This is a genomic window from Paenibacillus sp. RS8, from assembly GCF_041956825.1.
Classification (GTDB): domain Bacteria; phylum Bacillota; class Bacilli; order Paenibacillales; family Paenibacillaceae; genus Paenibacillus_AQ.
Genome location: NZ_CP168131.1, coordinates 3,180,845 through 3,196,163 on the forward strand (window position 1 = coordinate 3,180,845; position 15,319 = coordinate 3,196,163).

The window sequence follows — 15,319 nt, forward strand, 5'->3', positions numbered from 1 at the left end:
AAGACTGTCATCAGTTAAATGCGAGAGACTTGTCCAAAAAAATAAAAAGGAGCAATCACATGAGCAGTGGAATGAAAATGATTTCTCTCAAAAAAATAGCAGTGGTCAGCCTGATTTTGGCGCTTATCGCCTCCATGATATCAACGGTATCACCGAACCAAGCGAGTGCGGCAGATCCTGAACCGATTGAGTTTGCTAGAGGCGCTTCTAACATGCCGATCTTTGACGGGGTGCCGAGTCATCTGGACGCATTTGTGGATTTAATTCTAGCAGAGATGAGCATTGAGGATTTGGCGTATTACGCGGATCAAAAGAGTGCCGGCACAGCCCGTACAATCGCGGCAGGTTATACTTTGCCGGGAACGGCAGCCGGTGGAGTAGACCGTGTTATGGGTGTAAGTACAGATATGCCTTCCATGCTCGCTTTGGGGCAAAGCTGGAATAAGGAGCTAGTCAGCCAAGTGGGAACGGTCATGGGGAATGAGCGGCGGGGTGAAGTTGCTTTGGCTAATCCTAACACTTTGATGTTCTCTGCCGTATCTGATTTACGGACGAACCCGCTCAGCGGCAGATTTGAAGAGGGCTACGCGGAGGACCCCGTCCTTGCCGGTACGATGATCAATTCCATGGCTAAGGGAATTACCGGTTACGGGGAGGTTGGCAATGAGGATGGCTTCTGGTTAAAAGCTCAGTTGGGGACGAAGCATTATACCAACTATCTGGCGCAATGGTTCAGAGCGAGCGGTCAATTTTATGCAAGTGCTCGGGCGCTTAATGAATACCAAATGAAAAGCTTTCTATATCCATTGCAAGCCGGTGTAGTCCAAAGCATTATGACCACCTATGGGCGTACGAACGGAATTCCTAACCATATTTCACCGAATATTATCCGTGCATCGAATGCAAATCCTTACAGTATGTTGCCGGTAGGTGATTTTATAGCCGCCGATCGCGCGATGACCGCAGGCTTCAACAATGGTTATCAGAATTATACGGATGCGGATGGTGCGGCAGCGCTCTTGCTGCTTAGCGGGAATCATGCGAACACGACAAGCTCCACCCGCACGAATATTTTGAATGCTGTAAACAATGGGACTTTCGGTGTGACGCGTGTGGAGCTGGAGCACAGTGTCCGCGGTCAAATCGAGATGTGGGTGCGTACCGGATACTTTAATGAGAAAAACCCGGATGGTTCTCCAAAAAGTTATCCTTTCTCGGATTTAGCCAGCGATCGCAGTCCGCAAAACTATTCGTTGAGCGAAAGCCAGAATGTTGCGCTTGACGCTTCGCGGGAAAGTATCGTTCTGCTGAAGAATGACAACAACTTGCTGCCGTTGTCTAAATCCAGCAATGTAGCTGTTACAGGGCTTTTAGCAGATACCCGGTTTAAAGCAACTTACTCTGTATCTAAAACACCGGTATTGCCTGGGGCTGGGCTATCCCCGCTAGGAGCTATTCGAGAAACGATTGGTAGTGACCAAGTCACCTTTGGTACAGGAGCTCCCGTAATAGCGTTCGATTCTGTCTCGAATCATCAAACGGTTACGGCTTCCACCTATACGAACGGAGCTCAGCTTACTGCGAATTATATCGCGCCAGATATGACAACCGTTACAGATAGTGTCTATAGCTATAACGCCGCCGGAAAAGCCTATACGGCATCCCAAGCTTTTGAGGCTTACGCATGGGGCCAAGGCGGTTACAGTTACTTGTCACTTGCCAATGGAAAATGGCTGAAGGATGTAACGAACGGCAGCAGTCGTACTGTGCAAAACAGCGATGGCACCAAGCTTAATCTTGTGGAAAATCCATTCTCTAATGTAGCAGATGCCAGTACGCTTCCGGGTCGCTTCCGTCATGAAGCCAATAGCGACGGGACCGTTTCCTTAATCTCGGGCACGTATTCGGAAAGCTTCGGAGGCGGGTTTGAAACCGCCTACTATACTGCTGGCCGTTTTGTTACCGTGAATGGATCGGATGGTCTTGATCTATCGTCGACGACGCTGACCAATCAAGCAGGCGCTGCGGCACGAACTGACAATCAGAAGTTTCAAGAGATTGTCTTGAAGGAAGCGGGCGCTGATGCGAGCGCTTGGGCCTCCGGCAACGACTACGCTGTAGTTGTCGTCGGTGCACCGGCCAGACACAGCGCAGGCGAAGGCGCCGACAGATCGGATCTTAATCTGGGAGAAGATCAGTATAAGATTGTGTCTCAAGTGGCGCAGGCTTTTCCGAAAAAGACAGTTGTTATTGTTAAATCGAATGCGCCGGTGAATATAGAAGCCATTCAAAACAATGAGAATGTAGCTGCCATTATGTATCAGCCATATGCCGGTCAATACGACAGCAAGGCAATTGCGGATGTGCTGTTCGGTGATTATGCACCTACGGGTCGCTTGTCTTCGACATGGTATGCCGGCATGGAAGCTTTGCCGGTTCTTGATAAATATTCATTGCCCGAAGGGGTAACAACTCCTGTGAATTTGGGGGAACTCGACCCGCGGTTTACAGTGGACATGACAAACGGTGATCCGCTTGAGAGTAAGCTGACCTACATGTATACGGATGCCCAAGTAACGTATCCATTCGGTTACGGGTTGGGATACAGCAGCTTCGTATTTTCGAACTTAAGCGTGCCGTCTAATGTTAGCGGCAAGGAGCCTTTTGCCATCAACGTAGATGTGGAGAATGCAGGAGCCGTTAATACTTCTGAGGTGATTCAGCTGTACATCAAAAACAATACCTCCAAGTACGGTGATCATACACCTAAGAAACAGCTGGTTTCCTATGAAAAAGTGTACATTCCGGCCGGAGAGACAAAGACTGTTCAGCTTACAGTGAACCCATCTGATTTCGCCGTGTGGGACGTTAACCGTAATGACTACGTGAATGAAACGGGAAGCTACACTCTGATGGTAGGTAAATCGTCTAGTGATCTTCCTATATCCGCTGCGCTCTCCTACAATGATGAGAGTATTGCGAAGCTTGATGCGGCCAATGCGCCTGCCAATATTTTCGACCACGCCTTTGCATCTAAAGATGTGGTATATCGAGAGGTATCCAAGCTTCGTACAGCAGAAGGGCTTAAGGCAAAAGAAGCCGAGAACGGATATTATGCCGTCATGTCTAAGAACAGCAACTCCTGGGTAGCACTTAATCAAGTTCGTTTATCCGGTGTAACTGGCATTACCTTGCGTGGGGCTTCTACGAATACAAGTTCAGTAGTTGAGGTTAGAGCAGATTCTCCAACGGGAACCCGTTTGGCGGTCGTTACATTTGACGCGACTGCGCCAGCAGTCCGTGAGGTACCGGGCAGCACCTTTAAAGTGACCGAGTTGGATTATACGGATGTAACTGGGGAGTTGCTGACGACACTCTCCGGTACGCATGATTTATACCTAGTCTTTAAAAATCCAGATATCCGAGTGGATAGCATCCAGTTGTCCGGCGCTGCACCAGGTAGTTTAGTTCCGACAGCCCAGGCTGGGAACCAGCAAGCTACTATAAACTGGTCAGCTGCCGCCAATGCTGAAAGCTATAATGTTTACCTTAAAAAAGGAGAAGTTTACACACCAGTTACTGAGCATATGACTTGGAAGGATAACGGTCTTGGCGCGGTCATTACAAATTTGATCAATGGCCAATCTTATACGTTCGCAGTATCAGCAAGCAATCTGTTAGGCGAAGGAGTTAAGTCGGACATATCGGTTACACCGACAAGCGGTAGCAGTGGTGGCAGTGACGGCGGGACGATCAATCCGGGTACCCCTGCAACGCCAACACCAATACCAACTAGTACCCCATCAGCGTCGGAGACCCCAAGCTCTGGAAATCCGCAGCCGGGAACACCGGAACAGTCGGCAACATCTTTCCGGGATATCCCTAGCCGATATGACTGGGCAAGGCAGGCCATCGACAAGCTTGCAGCAGAAGGCATTATTAAAGGTACAGGTGATGGTTTGTTCTCACCGGGAGGTAAGATCAAGCGGGCGGACTTTATTGTGATGGCAGTTCGAGCTTTCAAGCTCAGCTCGGATTCAACAGATCAGTTCGCCGACGTCAAGGCAGGCGCTTATTATGCCGAGGCGTTGTCCATCGCCAAAGCTCTTGGAATTGCTAAGGGTAGTGCGGACGGAAGCTTTAATCCGAATGCCGAAATAAGCCGACAGGATATGATGGTTCTGATTGCAAGGGTACTGAAGGCTACTGGGAAGCTTCCCGAAGAAGGTTCAGCGGCAGATCTGAAAGGATTCAGAGATAATTCGAAAGTATCTAGCTATGCAGTAAGCAGCATTGCTTCATTGGTCAAGGCAGGTATAGTTAAAGGTGACGGGTTGAATTTGAATCCGGGTGGAACAGCGAGCCGGGCCGAAGCAACTGTGCTAATCTACAATACCTACACAAAATGATCTAGCGGATGTAGATGGATAAGGTAGGCAAATAAAGACCTGCGAGAGATACTTCTCCCGTGGGTCTTTTGTTGTTGATAGTGTTCATTCAGTCTGTCAGTTAGGAGTTTTAGCTTGTATCTTAATGATCTTCTTTGCAGAACTTGTTACGTGTTGTGCTTCGCTCGCCTGCCCTACCTTTTTAATGAATAAAGATAGCAGTAAACCGACTATGCAGATACCCACGATTACGATGTAGGCATCATTGATGCCTTGTATAGAGGCCTCCATTAGCATATGCTCCTGCGTTACATTACCTGTAGCGTTTGCCGCCATACTCTGTATATGCGCAGTAGTACTGTTCGTCATTATGCTTACAAGTAGAGAAGTGCCTACTGCTCCAGCCACTTGTTTAACGGTATTAGAAATCGCTGTACCATGCGCATTAAGCTTGGCTGGTAATTGGTTTAAACCTGCAGTTTGTATAGGCATGAGAATCATCGCCATTCCGATTCGTCGACCGGTTGACATCAGGACCATAAAGAGATAACCAGTTGAGTCCGTTAGGGTAGTAAAGCTCAGGGTTGTACCAATCATAATCAGCATACCGATGATGGCCAGCCATTTTGCTCCAAACCGATCAAATAGTTTCCCGGTGACTGGCATTAAGAGTCCCATCACTAACGATCCGGGTAGTAGCAACAAGCCAGATTCCATAGCTGTATATCCGCGAGCATTCTGAAGATAGAGAGGAAGTAATATCATATCTGCATACATGGCAATCGTGACTGCAATATTAATTACGGTCGTTAAGGAGAACATGCTGTACTTGAAGGCTCGCAGATCGAGAAGAGGATTCTGTGAAGCTAACTGCTTCCAGACAAATAAGACAAGGGCGACAACACCTCCACCAAGTGAAAAGAGCACCTCTGTACTGGACCATCCGTGGACGCCCACTTGGCTAAAACCATACAGCATAGCACCAAATCCAATCGTCGATAAGATGACGCTTAGGATATCAATCTTGGGGTAAGAGCGTTTGGATACATTTTTCAAGTAAATAAACGCACTGATGATAATCACAACAGTTAGAGGAATCATGCCATAGAACATGGATTTCCAGCTGTAATGTTCCATGATATATCCGGCAAGGGTAGGCCCAATTGCAGGCGCGAATATAACAGCTAATCCTACCGTCCCCATGGCTACGCCTCTTTTTTCAGGAGGATAAAGCGTTAAAATGACATTCATGAGCAGCGGCATTATAATCCCTGCACCAACCGCCTGAATCAAACGTCCAGTCAGGAGAACGGGGAAGTTTCCTGCTAAAGCAGAGAAGACTGTACCGATTAGAAAGATAATCATTGAGCTTTGGAAGAGCTCGCGCGTGGTAAATCGATGCATTAAGAAGGCTGTAATTGGAATCAGTACACCATTAACTAGCATATACCCCGTTGTCAGCCATTGGGCCGTTGAGGCCGATATATTGAAATCTATCATTAAACTTGGTAAGGCAACACTCATTATGGTCTGATTCAGTGTTGCAAGAAATGCACCCAAAATCATAATGAACACAATAGGACCTCTTTTTAATGAGCTGATGTTTGCTCCTAACTCTTTACTCACTTTATTACATCCTTTCAATAGCAAATGTTATGTACGATTGAAATATTCTTTGACGATGAGGAAGCCGAGGAAGAGGACAATGAACTGGCTTACCATTCTTTTTTTCACTCCTTAGGTGAGGCTAGTGGGACACTCATCTTTTTCAGCAGCATATAAATCCCTAGACTACAGAATAAAACACTGCACCCCATACCAAACATAGCGCTGGAGCTTATGGCATTGGCTGGGTTCTCTATCGCAAGCAGCGTGTATTGAGTCACCACAATGGAAACCATTGCGTCTGTAAAGCTGAACATTTTCAGTGAGGCTACAATAGGTCCTTTCAGATGCCGTTTACCTATAAATCCGCTAATAGCAAAACCAAGCTTGGAGAAAGCGATAGTTGCTACTAAATAAGCAAGGGAACCCCTGTATAAGATAACATCGCCTACAAAATACATTCTCAGGCAGACTAACAAATATGAGAGTCCTAGAAGACAAAGGAAGGTACCACTTCGCTTGTAAACAAAATGCTCCATACAATGCCTTTCTTTAGGATCTTCGATACTCTTGGCTACCGTATATTTATAAAGGGCTTGAGCTTTTGCCGCGCACAGAAGTAAGTAATATACCGCGATAATGATGAACCATCCAGAAAGGAGATACACACCAAGAATCAGCTTACCGATGCCAAATAACGCATTGATGATCAGTGATGGAACGTTTAATATGGCAGCACGGTCTTGATAATCCTCCAAGTAGCGATCAAGTAATTGCTTAATGGGAATCTCCTCCTTTCGTGTTATGAACGGTTTCGGATATCAGCAGGTAGTGCTACTTTGCTAGTAAGGCATTAGCCTTTTCGCACACATCGTAGATGTTGTCATATTTCTGATCGATCAGTGGGGCTACCTTGTTCGTTTTTTTCTTACTAATATTGCAATAAACCAAATACGGAATGATCCAGCCCGTAAAGGCAGGAATGGCTAGTGTTATAGAAAGAGGTAGCATGTCAGCCATATAAGCAAATACTGAGCCAGCCATAAATGCTGTACCAATAACACCAATGATATAAGCAACTACTGAAGCACGGATGACTTTAGATTGCTCGAGTGCATAGATTTCCGAAGCATAAGCATCAAACTGACGCTGCAGACGAGTTAGCTCGACTTTGTTGCGAATTTTTCGATCTCGCTTGAACTTCATGGTTACGGAATTTATATTGTGAACAGAGTTCGAAGTTCCCTCCAGTGCCCAGCCAAAATTACAATATCCATCGGCATATATCGATTCCAGGCTACGCTTTATCGTAATATCCTTGTACTCGTAGCCGATAAAGTTATTTTCGTTTCTCGTGATCTCACTCATGATTATTTCTCCCTTGTATTTATATTTGATGAACCCTGTTAACGCTTGACTTAACCCATTCTAGGGTTGATATATTTATGATTTGCTTACGAAATGTTTATAAAATATTAATTGAAGCTTCTTTATTGGATATCAAAAAAGCAGCCCGAATTCAATTTCGAATTCAGGCTGCTTTATGGAGAGGACACTTTAATTCAAGAGACGAAGTACTTAATTCCCTGCTTTTAATTTAACGGTGAATGTCGTTCCGATATTGGGTTCACTCTGAACGGAGATAACCCCGCCCAACAGTTCAATGACTCGCAGTGAAAGAGTAAGGCCCAGGCCGTTGCCCTCCGCAGAGTGCGAAGTATCTCCCTGATAGAATTTATCGAAAATATGCCTCAACGTTGCTTCATCCATACCGCACCCGTTATCTGTGACCATGACAGTAATAGTATCTTCATCTGAAGTCTGTGTTAAGGTGATGCTTCCACCGGGTGCTGTGAATTTTAGAGCATTGGAGATGAGATTAAGCCAAACTATTTCCAGCATACCTTCATCCGCGTGAATGATCGCACGATCCTCAATATCTGCTACAAAGGTGATGTTTTTTTCTTCCCAAGATTTTTCAAAAGTAAGAGCGCAGTCGCATAGCTGTCTGCATAAATCATAAGGATCGGCAATTTGATTAATCTCCTGATTTTCTAATTTGTTTAGCTTCAGAATATTGATCACCAGCGTTGATAATTTCTGAGAGGCCGTAATGATGGTGTCCGTGTAGTCCTTCCGGAGTTCTTTAGGTAAATCATCTTTTTGCAGCGCCATGGCATAACTTTGAATAACAGCCAGAGGCGTTTTGATCTCGTGAGATACGTTGGAAATGAAGTCATTCTTAAGCGTTTCAATGCTGCCGAGTTCCTCCACCATTCTGTTGAAATCCTCGAACATGACATCTACATAATCTTTCTTGTCGGCTCTGTGTACAGGTTCTAGATAGATTGAGAAGTCACCTTCTGCTACTTGTTTTGCTGCCATACTGAGTTTTTTCATGGGCTTATCAAAGGCGTTGTACTTCTGACGTGCAGTAATAAGACAGAAAATGAAGGTGACAATGATCCAATAGCCCACCATGCCGAAAATAAACTCCGTTGGAACATTCTCTGACGGGACGTAGGCGTTGTATATCATGGATTGCCCTGCGGTCAGCGTCATCAGTACAAAATAAGTCCATACAAATTCCTTCCATGAAAAATGCTGTGACTTGATTCTCGCGTCTTGATTCTGATCTTTCCTCATGTGAGCACAGCCTTGTAGCCAAGCCCATGTACCGTCACAATCTTGAAATTCTCACAGCAAGAAAATTTGTCCCTAAGCTTGGTTATATATACATCGACTGCACGCAAGCTAGTCTCGGAGTCTATACCCCAAAATTCGTTCATTAGCTGGGCACGGGAAAAGGTAAAGTTGGGATAGGAAAGCAGCTTATAGAGGATGTTGAATTCTCGCACCGTTACAGGGATTTCTTTAGCGTTCAGCGTTGTAGTTACAGCGTCGGCGTCCATCTCGAGACCTCCTACCACGAGTTTTTTGTCATGGGCAATATTGGCCCGTCGCAGTAGTGCCTCTACACGCAGTATCATTTCGTCCATATTGATGGGCTTGACCATGTAATCGTCAATGCCTGCGCGGAACCCTTTTTGTTTCGAGGAAAAATCATCCCGGGCGGTTATAAAAAGAATAGGGATAGTCTTGTTAATCCCTCTCACCGTTTCTGCAAATTCAAAGCCATCAATCTCCGGCATCATAATGTCTGAGATGATAAGATCGTATAGATTGTTATACATCAAATCGTATGCCTCACGCGGGTTGAAACAACCTCTGGCGTCGTATGAGTTATTACTCAGATATGTACAATAAATTTGATTGAGCTTAATATCATCCTCTACAACAAGAATATTGACCATAGGGATCTTCCTTTCTAAGACGAATGAACTCATTATAATCGCTATATGTTAAAAAAATGTTTGAAAACTGTGTGAAAATATAACATTTTGGACACTGGCTATCGAACCTTTAATTGTTGTTGTATGGAAGAGATCATTAATGAAGCTGTAGCTGAGAGACTAAGCAGGGGCTGTACAATTTCCCACGTACATGCACTTCTAGGCATCTACCCACATACAATAAGATGACCATGAACCCGTAAGGCTAACAGATCGGTTTCATTGTACAAGTGCGGGAGGTGTCGCCAAGTTGCCTGGATTCTTAAGTACGATCGCGTTGCTAATCAAAGAACTGACGTTGCTGGTATCCTACGTAAGGAACAAAGCATTTCCACAGCCGCTCTCGGAGCAGGAGGAAAGCAAATACTTAGGCATGATGGCTGAAGGGGATGCTAAAGCCCGGAATTTGCTTATCGAGCACAATTTGAGATTAGTAGCTCATATAGTGAAAAAATTCGATAATACTGGGGAAGACATGGAGGATCTGATCTCCATCGGAACTATTGGCTTGATTAAAGCTATTGAGAGTTACCGTCCAAACAAAGGCACAAAGCTGGCCACATTTGCAGCACGTTGTATTGAAAATGAAATCCTGATGCATCTTAGATCATTGAAAAAGACCCGCAAGGATGTTTCATTACATGATCCGATAGGGACTGATAAAGAGGGGAACGAGATCACACTCATCGATATCCTTGGCTCCGAGGCTGATGATGTCATTAAAGAGGTCGATCTTAAGATTGAGAAAAGCAAGATTTATCGTAACCTTGATATTCTGGATGACCGGGAAAAAGAAGTCGTAGTGGGCCGTTTTGGATTAGACACGGGCGGTGAGGAACGAACGCAGCGGGAGATTGCAAAGGAGCTTGGCATCAGTCGCAGCTATGTATCACGGATTGAGAAGCGGGCGCTCATGAAGCTGTACCATGAGTTTTATAAGGCGAAGCGTTAGGATCTTAGATAATAACTGAAGATTCACAATAGATTTTGTTAAAAGCGACTTGCCAACAAGGGGGTTGCTTTTTTGTTAATTCAAATAGTTGGGCTAATTGAACATAAAAAAAGCAAATTCAGAAAATTAACTTTTAACTGCTGAGGGGTGCTATTATGTCATATAAAGAAATATATGATCTACATATTCAATTGTTACATGTATATGAAAATAATGAAAAGTACCAAGGTCCATATCAGAAGCAACTTAATTATTTTAAGAGACAGTTTTTTATAGCTGAAGATATAGTTCAACGAATTTTTGTTTTAAACCAGTTAATAAAAATTCATGAGAAAAGTAGAGAACTAATGATAAAGTGGTGTTCAGAAGAATACTTTAAGTGAAGATATACATTAAGCCTAAATTAAAGACCAATGAGTAGATTAAGGAAAAGAAATGGAGTTAATTAGCATGGACAATTCGAAAAGCAGACATATGATGGATAGACCCTATATTAAAGAAGTCATTCGTGAACTTAGTCTTCTTGGTTATGAGGAAGTTCAAGCTAAACAGATACTAATCAAATACTATAGACCGCTAAAGAGGACGTTGGGATTCCGACTCAATTCTTACGATTTTGCTAAGGAATTGATTTAATTAATAAAGCAGTTAACCGAAAATATGATCCGTCTGACCCTAATCAAATCTTCATAGGAGATTTAAAAAGTCGGAAAAGTCATATTATTAAAGGTAAATAAAAATACCAAGAGCAATGGGCAACTTCCTTTTGAAGAAGCTCTTGATTAATTCTATGTTTCGTTGAAAGTTATAACAACGCTCGCTATTAAAGGTGCGCATATAAGTAAGGATACGTTCTCACCGTTCAATTTGTATTGAACGGAATTAACCCTTCAAGGTCTTGTCTTTAGTGGGGCTACCCAGTGCGGAGGAAACTATTAGTGATTAAGAGATCGAATTGAAGAGTTAGAAGGATCAGTAGATGGACTTGTTAAAGATATAGATAATTCGGAAAATTTTTCTTATTTGATTAACTTACTTTCTTTAGTTAATATCAATTTCAATAAGGATGTTAGTTTAATTGGTAGAATAATCAACCGGAAATTTGATTTTTCTGATTCCTAATCGAATCTATAATAGAACATCTGAAAAGAAAACTATTAAAGATTTATAGTGATATGTCAGATAAAGGTGAAGGAAATACATCTTCAAGTCGTTGAAGATCTATCACAAAAATATAGAGTAGTTTTGGAATAACGAACAGACTTCAATTGAAGGCTTGGATTAAGAATATCAGGAACTTGGAGAGTTTGGACTTGGGGATCAGCGAGGACTAAGAGGAAATATGTCGACAAAATAGGTAAATCGAGCGGTTGAAGTAGAAGAAAGAAATGCTAAAAAGTGCTCGTAGGTCTGGATGCAGGACATGAAAAAGAGTGGTATGAAAAGATTGAAAAATTCGAAATGAATGTCTAATTACTCATCATTGCAAGGTTCTGTGGTCGCAAGAAATGGGTATCACGCTCCTCTAAAACACAAAGAATTCGATCGAGATCTTGATGATAAGAGACTGATAAAGAAGGTCTACGAGCAATACAATAGGGTCAGTAAATATCTTATCTAGGTCCTTAATTTTCAAAAGTGTTGAATTGAAAGTTATAAATAAATATTAATTGACTTAGTTCAACTCCTTATAGTTAGTATGTTACAATCTGGAAAGGTATCGTTTCCAGTCTGTCATAATACACTAAATCTATTGCAGAGATATAAGTTACTTTTACATACATAGTATATTTCTCAGTGATAGAGCTTTTATACCAATCTACTAAGGGAATTGAAAACACTGATATCTCTTGACTACGATTCTATAGAAAACAAGGTGTTCCTGAGATGACTTTGAAGAAAAGGATTTTTTTCATTTATTTAATAAGTTCGTTGATTCCGTTTGTTTTTATCAGCTTGATCTCATATTATACGATCAATTCGATTCTAACCAATAAACTTGAAACAGGTATCCAAAGTAATCTTAAGCAAGTGACCTTATCCTTGGATAACTCGCTCAGTAGCCTTAATCACATCTCGCAACAGTTTGCTTACGAAGGCACCATCCTGAAAGAACTGGATGAGCTAATGCGGACGGAGGAACCGTTTCGTCGGATGAAATTGCAGCATCAGTTCAAAAGTAAATTGAATTTGATCACCTTCACTAATCCGGAGATCGGCCTTGCTATGTACTATTTTGATAAAGATCAAACCTATCATTTCACCAATTTCCCAGTAAAGTATAGTTTTTCTCCCAACAAACTGCCTCTTTTTGCCCAATCTTATGGCATTACTTACTACGGGCCGCACGAAAGTTTTAACCGGCTTGATAATGAATACGTATTGTCTGTACTTAGAAAAGTGAATTTTCCCGGACGGGATGATGTGTATGTCTATATTGAATCAGGATTTCAATTATTGAAAAACATGCTTGATAATGAGGAGGCACAAAACAACTCTTCACGCTTGATTCTTCTGGATGCGGAGGGGAGGATCATATACAGTGAAGTTCCACGTCTGTTCAAGAGTGGAACATTTTTCCCTGAATCTGACAAAGGAAAAAATTCCGGCCATAGCAACGATTATTACTGGTTCCAACAAAAGAGTAAGCAAGGTTGGAGCGCAATTTCAGTTTTTGCGGAAGCGGATTTCAACCGGGAAAAGAACAGGTGGTTCCTTCAAATTTCTCTATTCTCTTTAGTGTTCCTTAGCGTGGCATTAATCATGGCCTGGGTCTTGTGGAAAATGGTCTACAGGCCGCTTAATTTGTTCCATAACGAAATCAAGATGATGACGCACGCCGAGCATCAAGTGACTCTTAAGTCAACGAAGATCCCGGAATTCGACAGTTTACTGCGACAATTTCAAAATATGAAGAAAAACATTTGGGAATTGTTCGGCGAAGTTAAGGAAAAAGAAAAGCAACGCGTTGATCTGGAAGTGGAAAAGCTGCTCTACCAAATCAACCCCCATTTTTTGATGAATACCTTAGATACCGCACACTGGCTGGCGGTTATGAACGGTCAGCATGAAATTGACCGCCTCATCCAGGCTTTGAATAAATTATTATATTATAATCTGGGGAAATTAGGCCGTCCTTCTACCATTGAGGAAGAGATTAATGCTATTAAGCAGTATTTGACGCTGCAGCAAATTCGATATGATTTTCAATTCGATGTCCGTATCCAGGTTGACGAAGTCTTGCTAAAAAAAGAGGTACCCCGGTTTATCCTTCAACCGCTCGTTGAGAATTCCCTGTACCATGGGCTTGACGATGAAGGATACATCCTGGTTATTGTCAGGCTGAACCAAGGTATAGAGATTGCCGTACATGACAATGGAGTGGGAATGTCCGATGAACATATTCAAAAACTGTTGACCAACAAGACATCAGAGCAACAGAAGTCAGGGATGGGAATCGGAATGAATTACGTTAAACGGACGATTGAATCCCGTTATGGTCAGCTGGCCAAGCTGGAGATTAAAAGCGAACCAGGCAAAGGAACTAGTATTTTCCTAACGCTACCGCTAGAAGAGGAGAGAGTATAAACATGATTAAGGTACTTGTTGTGGATGATGACAAATTGGTCCGTAAAGGACTAATTTCAATGATGCCATGGCAGGAATTTGATATGAAGGTTGTTGGTGAGGCGAGCAATGGGGAAAAGGCCCTCCAGTTTTTAGAGTCTCATTCTGTTGATTTAGTATTGACTGACTTAGGCATGCCAGTCATGTCGGGCATTGAGTTAATGCGGGTTTTACGCAAACGTTATTCAGAACTTCACGTTGTCGTTCTTACGGTGCATCAGGATTTTGAATATGTGCAAGAGGCGCTTCGGCTTGGGGCTATAGATTATATTTCCAAGGTCGATCTAGATTTAGAGAAGGAGCAGCTTGAAGACATGCTCGGAAGAATTGCCGACAGAATACAAGGGCAAGCACGTCAAGGAATAGTCCACCAAGATGGGGCATTGGAGCAAGGATATTCCGTCGTGGTTCTTGATCACAAGGATTTAAAAGACTGGGCCGAGGAATTGAAATATATCCCTGATATCAAGGTGGTTGAAGTGGATCGAAACAACTGGTTAGTGCTTGCTTTAAATGGAAATGAGCGCGATCTATTTGATGAACTATCAAAACGTATCCGTTTGTTGCAGAACGTTGTGCTAATTCAATTGTCGGATCTGCAACAATTCACATTGACTCAAGTTCAGCGATGGGTTAGAAGCTTTACGGAAAAAGAGTTATTCTATGAATATAATCCCGACAACACGATTCTGTCGGTGTGCATTAATAAGAATTATGACGATCTGTATGAACAGAATCGGGGAGTAGGAGATCAACTGGAAGAGCCGAAGGAACTGTTGTTGTCTGGGGAGTGGCTTTACGATGATGTATTGTTCCAGCGGCTATTAATACAATTAAAGATGCTTCGTATACCGCAAACGCGACTGATCGGTTTATTATATTCTTTTGTTAACGAATGGAACAGAGCTTTTGCCGGAACGGTGTTTGGAAAGATCAAGCTTGATGAGACACTTCATTCCTGGTTTCAGATTGAGCGTTGGCTGGAGGATACCCGCACAATGATTCGGTACACAGCGCTTCAAACTAATTACTCCCCGGAGATTGTCAACTGTGTGCTGAAAGCGGAGAAAAAGGTGCGGATGAGATTAGATCAACCGTTGACCTCTGCCGAGGTGGCGAAAGAAATGAATATGAGCCGGAGTTATTTTAGTCAGTGCTTTAAAGATATCATTGGACGTACTTTCAAGGATTACGTTCGTGAATTACGGATGGAAAAGGCGAAGCAGTATCTGGTGCATACGAACAATACGATTCAATGGATTGCCGAGCATACTGGATATACGGATGAAAAATATTTCAGCCGCACCTTTCGCGATTTAACCGGACTACTTCCGAGTGAATATCGGGTTCGTAAACGTATTCCCCAATAAATCGTTGTGTTTAAGGAGGACCGC

Annotated in this window: 10 protein-coding genes; 5 read left to right on the plus strand and 5 right to left on the minus strand. The window is 43.0% G+C overall.

What is annotated here, in order from left to right; translation table 11 throughout:
• Nucleotides 1-59 precede the first annotated feature (59 nt).
• Nucleotides 60-4,409 (plus strand): glycoside hydrolase family 3 C-terminal domain-containing protein, encoded by a 4,350-nt coding sequence (locus tag ACDZ28_RS15725; protein WP_375105142.1) that lies wholly within the window; start codon nucleotides 60-62, stop codon nucleotides 4,407-4,409.
• A gap of 96 nt (nucleotides 4,410-4,505) precedes the next feature.
• Here the strand turns inward: ACDZ28_RS15725 and ACDZ28_RS15730 are convergent, their stop codons facing one another.
• The 5 genes from ACDZ28_RS15730 to ACDZ28_RS15750 form a co-directional block, all read right to left on the minus strand.
• A complete protein-coding gene (locus tag ACDZ28_RS15730; protein ID WP_375105361.1) occupies nucleotides 4,506-5,954 on the minus strand; it encodes a DHA2 family efflux MFS transporter permease subunit in 1,449 nt (482 codons plus the stop codon).
• Nucleotides 5,955-6,118: 164 nt separating this feature from the next.
• A complete protein-coding gene (locus ACDZ28_RS15735) occupies nucleotides 6,119-6,751 on the minus strand; it encodes a hypothetical protein (protein WP_375105143.1) in 633 nt (210 codons plus the stop codon).
• Between the two features lie 76 nt (nucleotides 6,752-6,827).
• The gene (locus ACDZ28_RS15740; protein WP_375105144.1) at nucleotides 6,828-7,361 is read right to left on the minus strand and encodes a hypothetical protein; all 534 of its coding nucleotides are present in this window, start codon (nucleotides 7,359-7,361) and stop codon (nucleotides 6,828-6,830) included.
• 210 nt (nucleotides 7,362-7,571) lie between these two features.
• Entirely contained in the window at nucleotides 7,572-8,639 is a 1,068-nt protein-coding gene (locus ACDZ28_RS15745) for an ATP-binding protein (protein ID WP_375105145.1), read from the minus strand.
• Complete coding sequence (locus tag ACDZ28_RS15750; RefSeq protein ID WP_339289755.1) at nucleotides 8,636-9,307, minus strand: response regulator transcription factor; 672 nt, start codon at nucleotides 9,305-9,307, stop codon at nucleotides 8,636-8,638. The genes ACDZ28_RS15745 and ACDZ28_RS15750 overlap by 4 nt, the downstream gene beginning before the upstream one ends.
• Before the next feature lie 289 nt (nucleotides 9,308-9,596).
• Between ACDZ28_RS15750 and sigK the strand changes: the two genes are divergently transcribed.
• The 4 genes from sigK (at nucleotide 9,597) to ACDZ28_RS15770 (ending at nucleotide 15,295) form a co-directional block, all read left to right on the plus strand.
• Nucleotides 9,597-10,298, plus strand: coding sequence for an RNA polymerase sporulation sigma factor SigK (gene sigK, locus ACDZ28_RS15755; protein WP_375105146.1), 702 nt, complete (start codon nucleotides 9,597-9,599; stop codon nucleotides 10,296-10,298).
• Between the two features lie 450 nt (nucleotides 10,299-10,748).
• Nucleotides 10,749-10,934, plus strand: a complete 186-nt coding sequence (locus ACDZ28_RS15760) for a hypothetical protein (RefSeq protein WP_076099596.1) — start codon at nucleotides 10,749-10,751, stop codon at nucleotides 10,932-10,934.
• 1,296 nt (nucleotides 10,935-12,230) lie between these two features.
• Nucleotides 12,231-13,886 (plus strand): sensor histidine kinase, encoded by a 1,656-nt coding sequence (locus tag ACDZ28_RS15765; RefSeq protein ID WP_306082147.1) that lies wholly within the window; start codon nucleotides 12,231-12,233, stop codon nucleotides 13,884-13,886.
• A gap of 2 nt (nucleotides 13,887-13,888) precedes the next feature.
• Nucleotides 13,889-15,295, plus strand: a complete 1,407-nt coding sequence (locus ACDZ28_RS15770; protein ID WP_375105147.1) for a response regulator — start codon at nucleotides 13,889-13,891, stop codon at nucleotides 15,293-15,295.
• Nucleotides 15,296-15,319 lie beyond the last annotated feature (24 nt).

What these genes read in the sequence shown, in the direction of transcription:
- ACDZ28_RS15725 (WP_375105142.1), top strand. Translation starts at nt 60, where the DNA reads ATGAGCAGTGGAATGAAAATGATTTCTCTCAAAAAAATAGCAGTGGTC.
- ACDZ28_RS15730 (WP_375105361.1), bottom strand. Translation starts at nt 5,954, where the DNA reads ATGATTTTGGGTGCATTTCTTGCAACACTGAATCAGACCATAATGAGT.
- ACDZ28_RS15750 (WP_339289755.1), bottom strand. Translation starts at nt 9,307, where the DNA reads ATGGTCAATATTCTTGTTGTAGAGGATGATATTAAGCTCAATCAAATT.
- ACDZ28_RS15770 (WP_375105147.1), top strand. Translation starts at nt 13,889, where the DNA reads ATGATTAAGGTACTTGTTGTGGATGATGACAAATTGGTCCGTAAAGGA.
- ACDZ28_RS15740 (WP_375105144.1), bottom strand. Translation starts at nt 7,361, where the DNA reads ATGAGTGAGATCACGAGAAACGAAAATAACTTTATCGGCTACGAGTAC.
- ACDZ28_RS15760 (WP_076099596.1), top strand. Translation starts at nt 10,749, where the DNA reads ATGGACAATTCGAAAAGCAGACATATGATGGATAGACCCTATATTAAA.
- ACDZ28_RS15745 (WP_375105145.1), bottom strand. Translation starts at nt 8,639, where the DNA reads ATGAGGAAAGATCAGAATCAAGACGCGAGAATCAAGTCACAGCATTTT.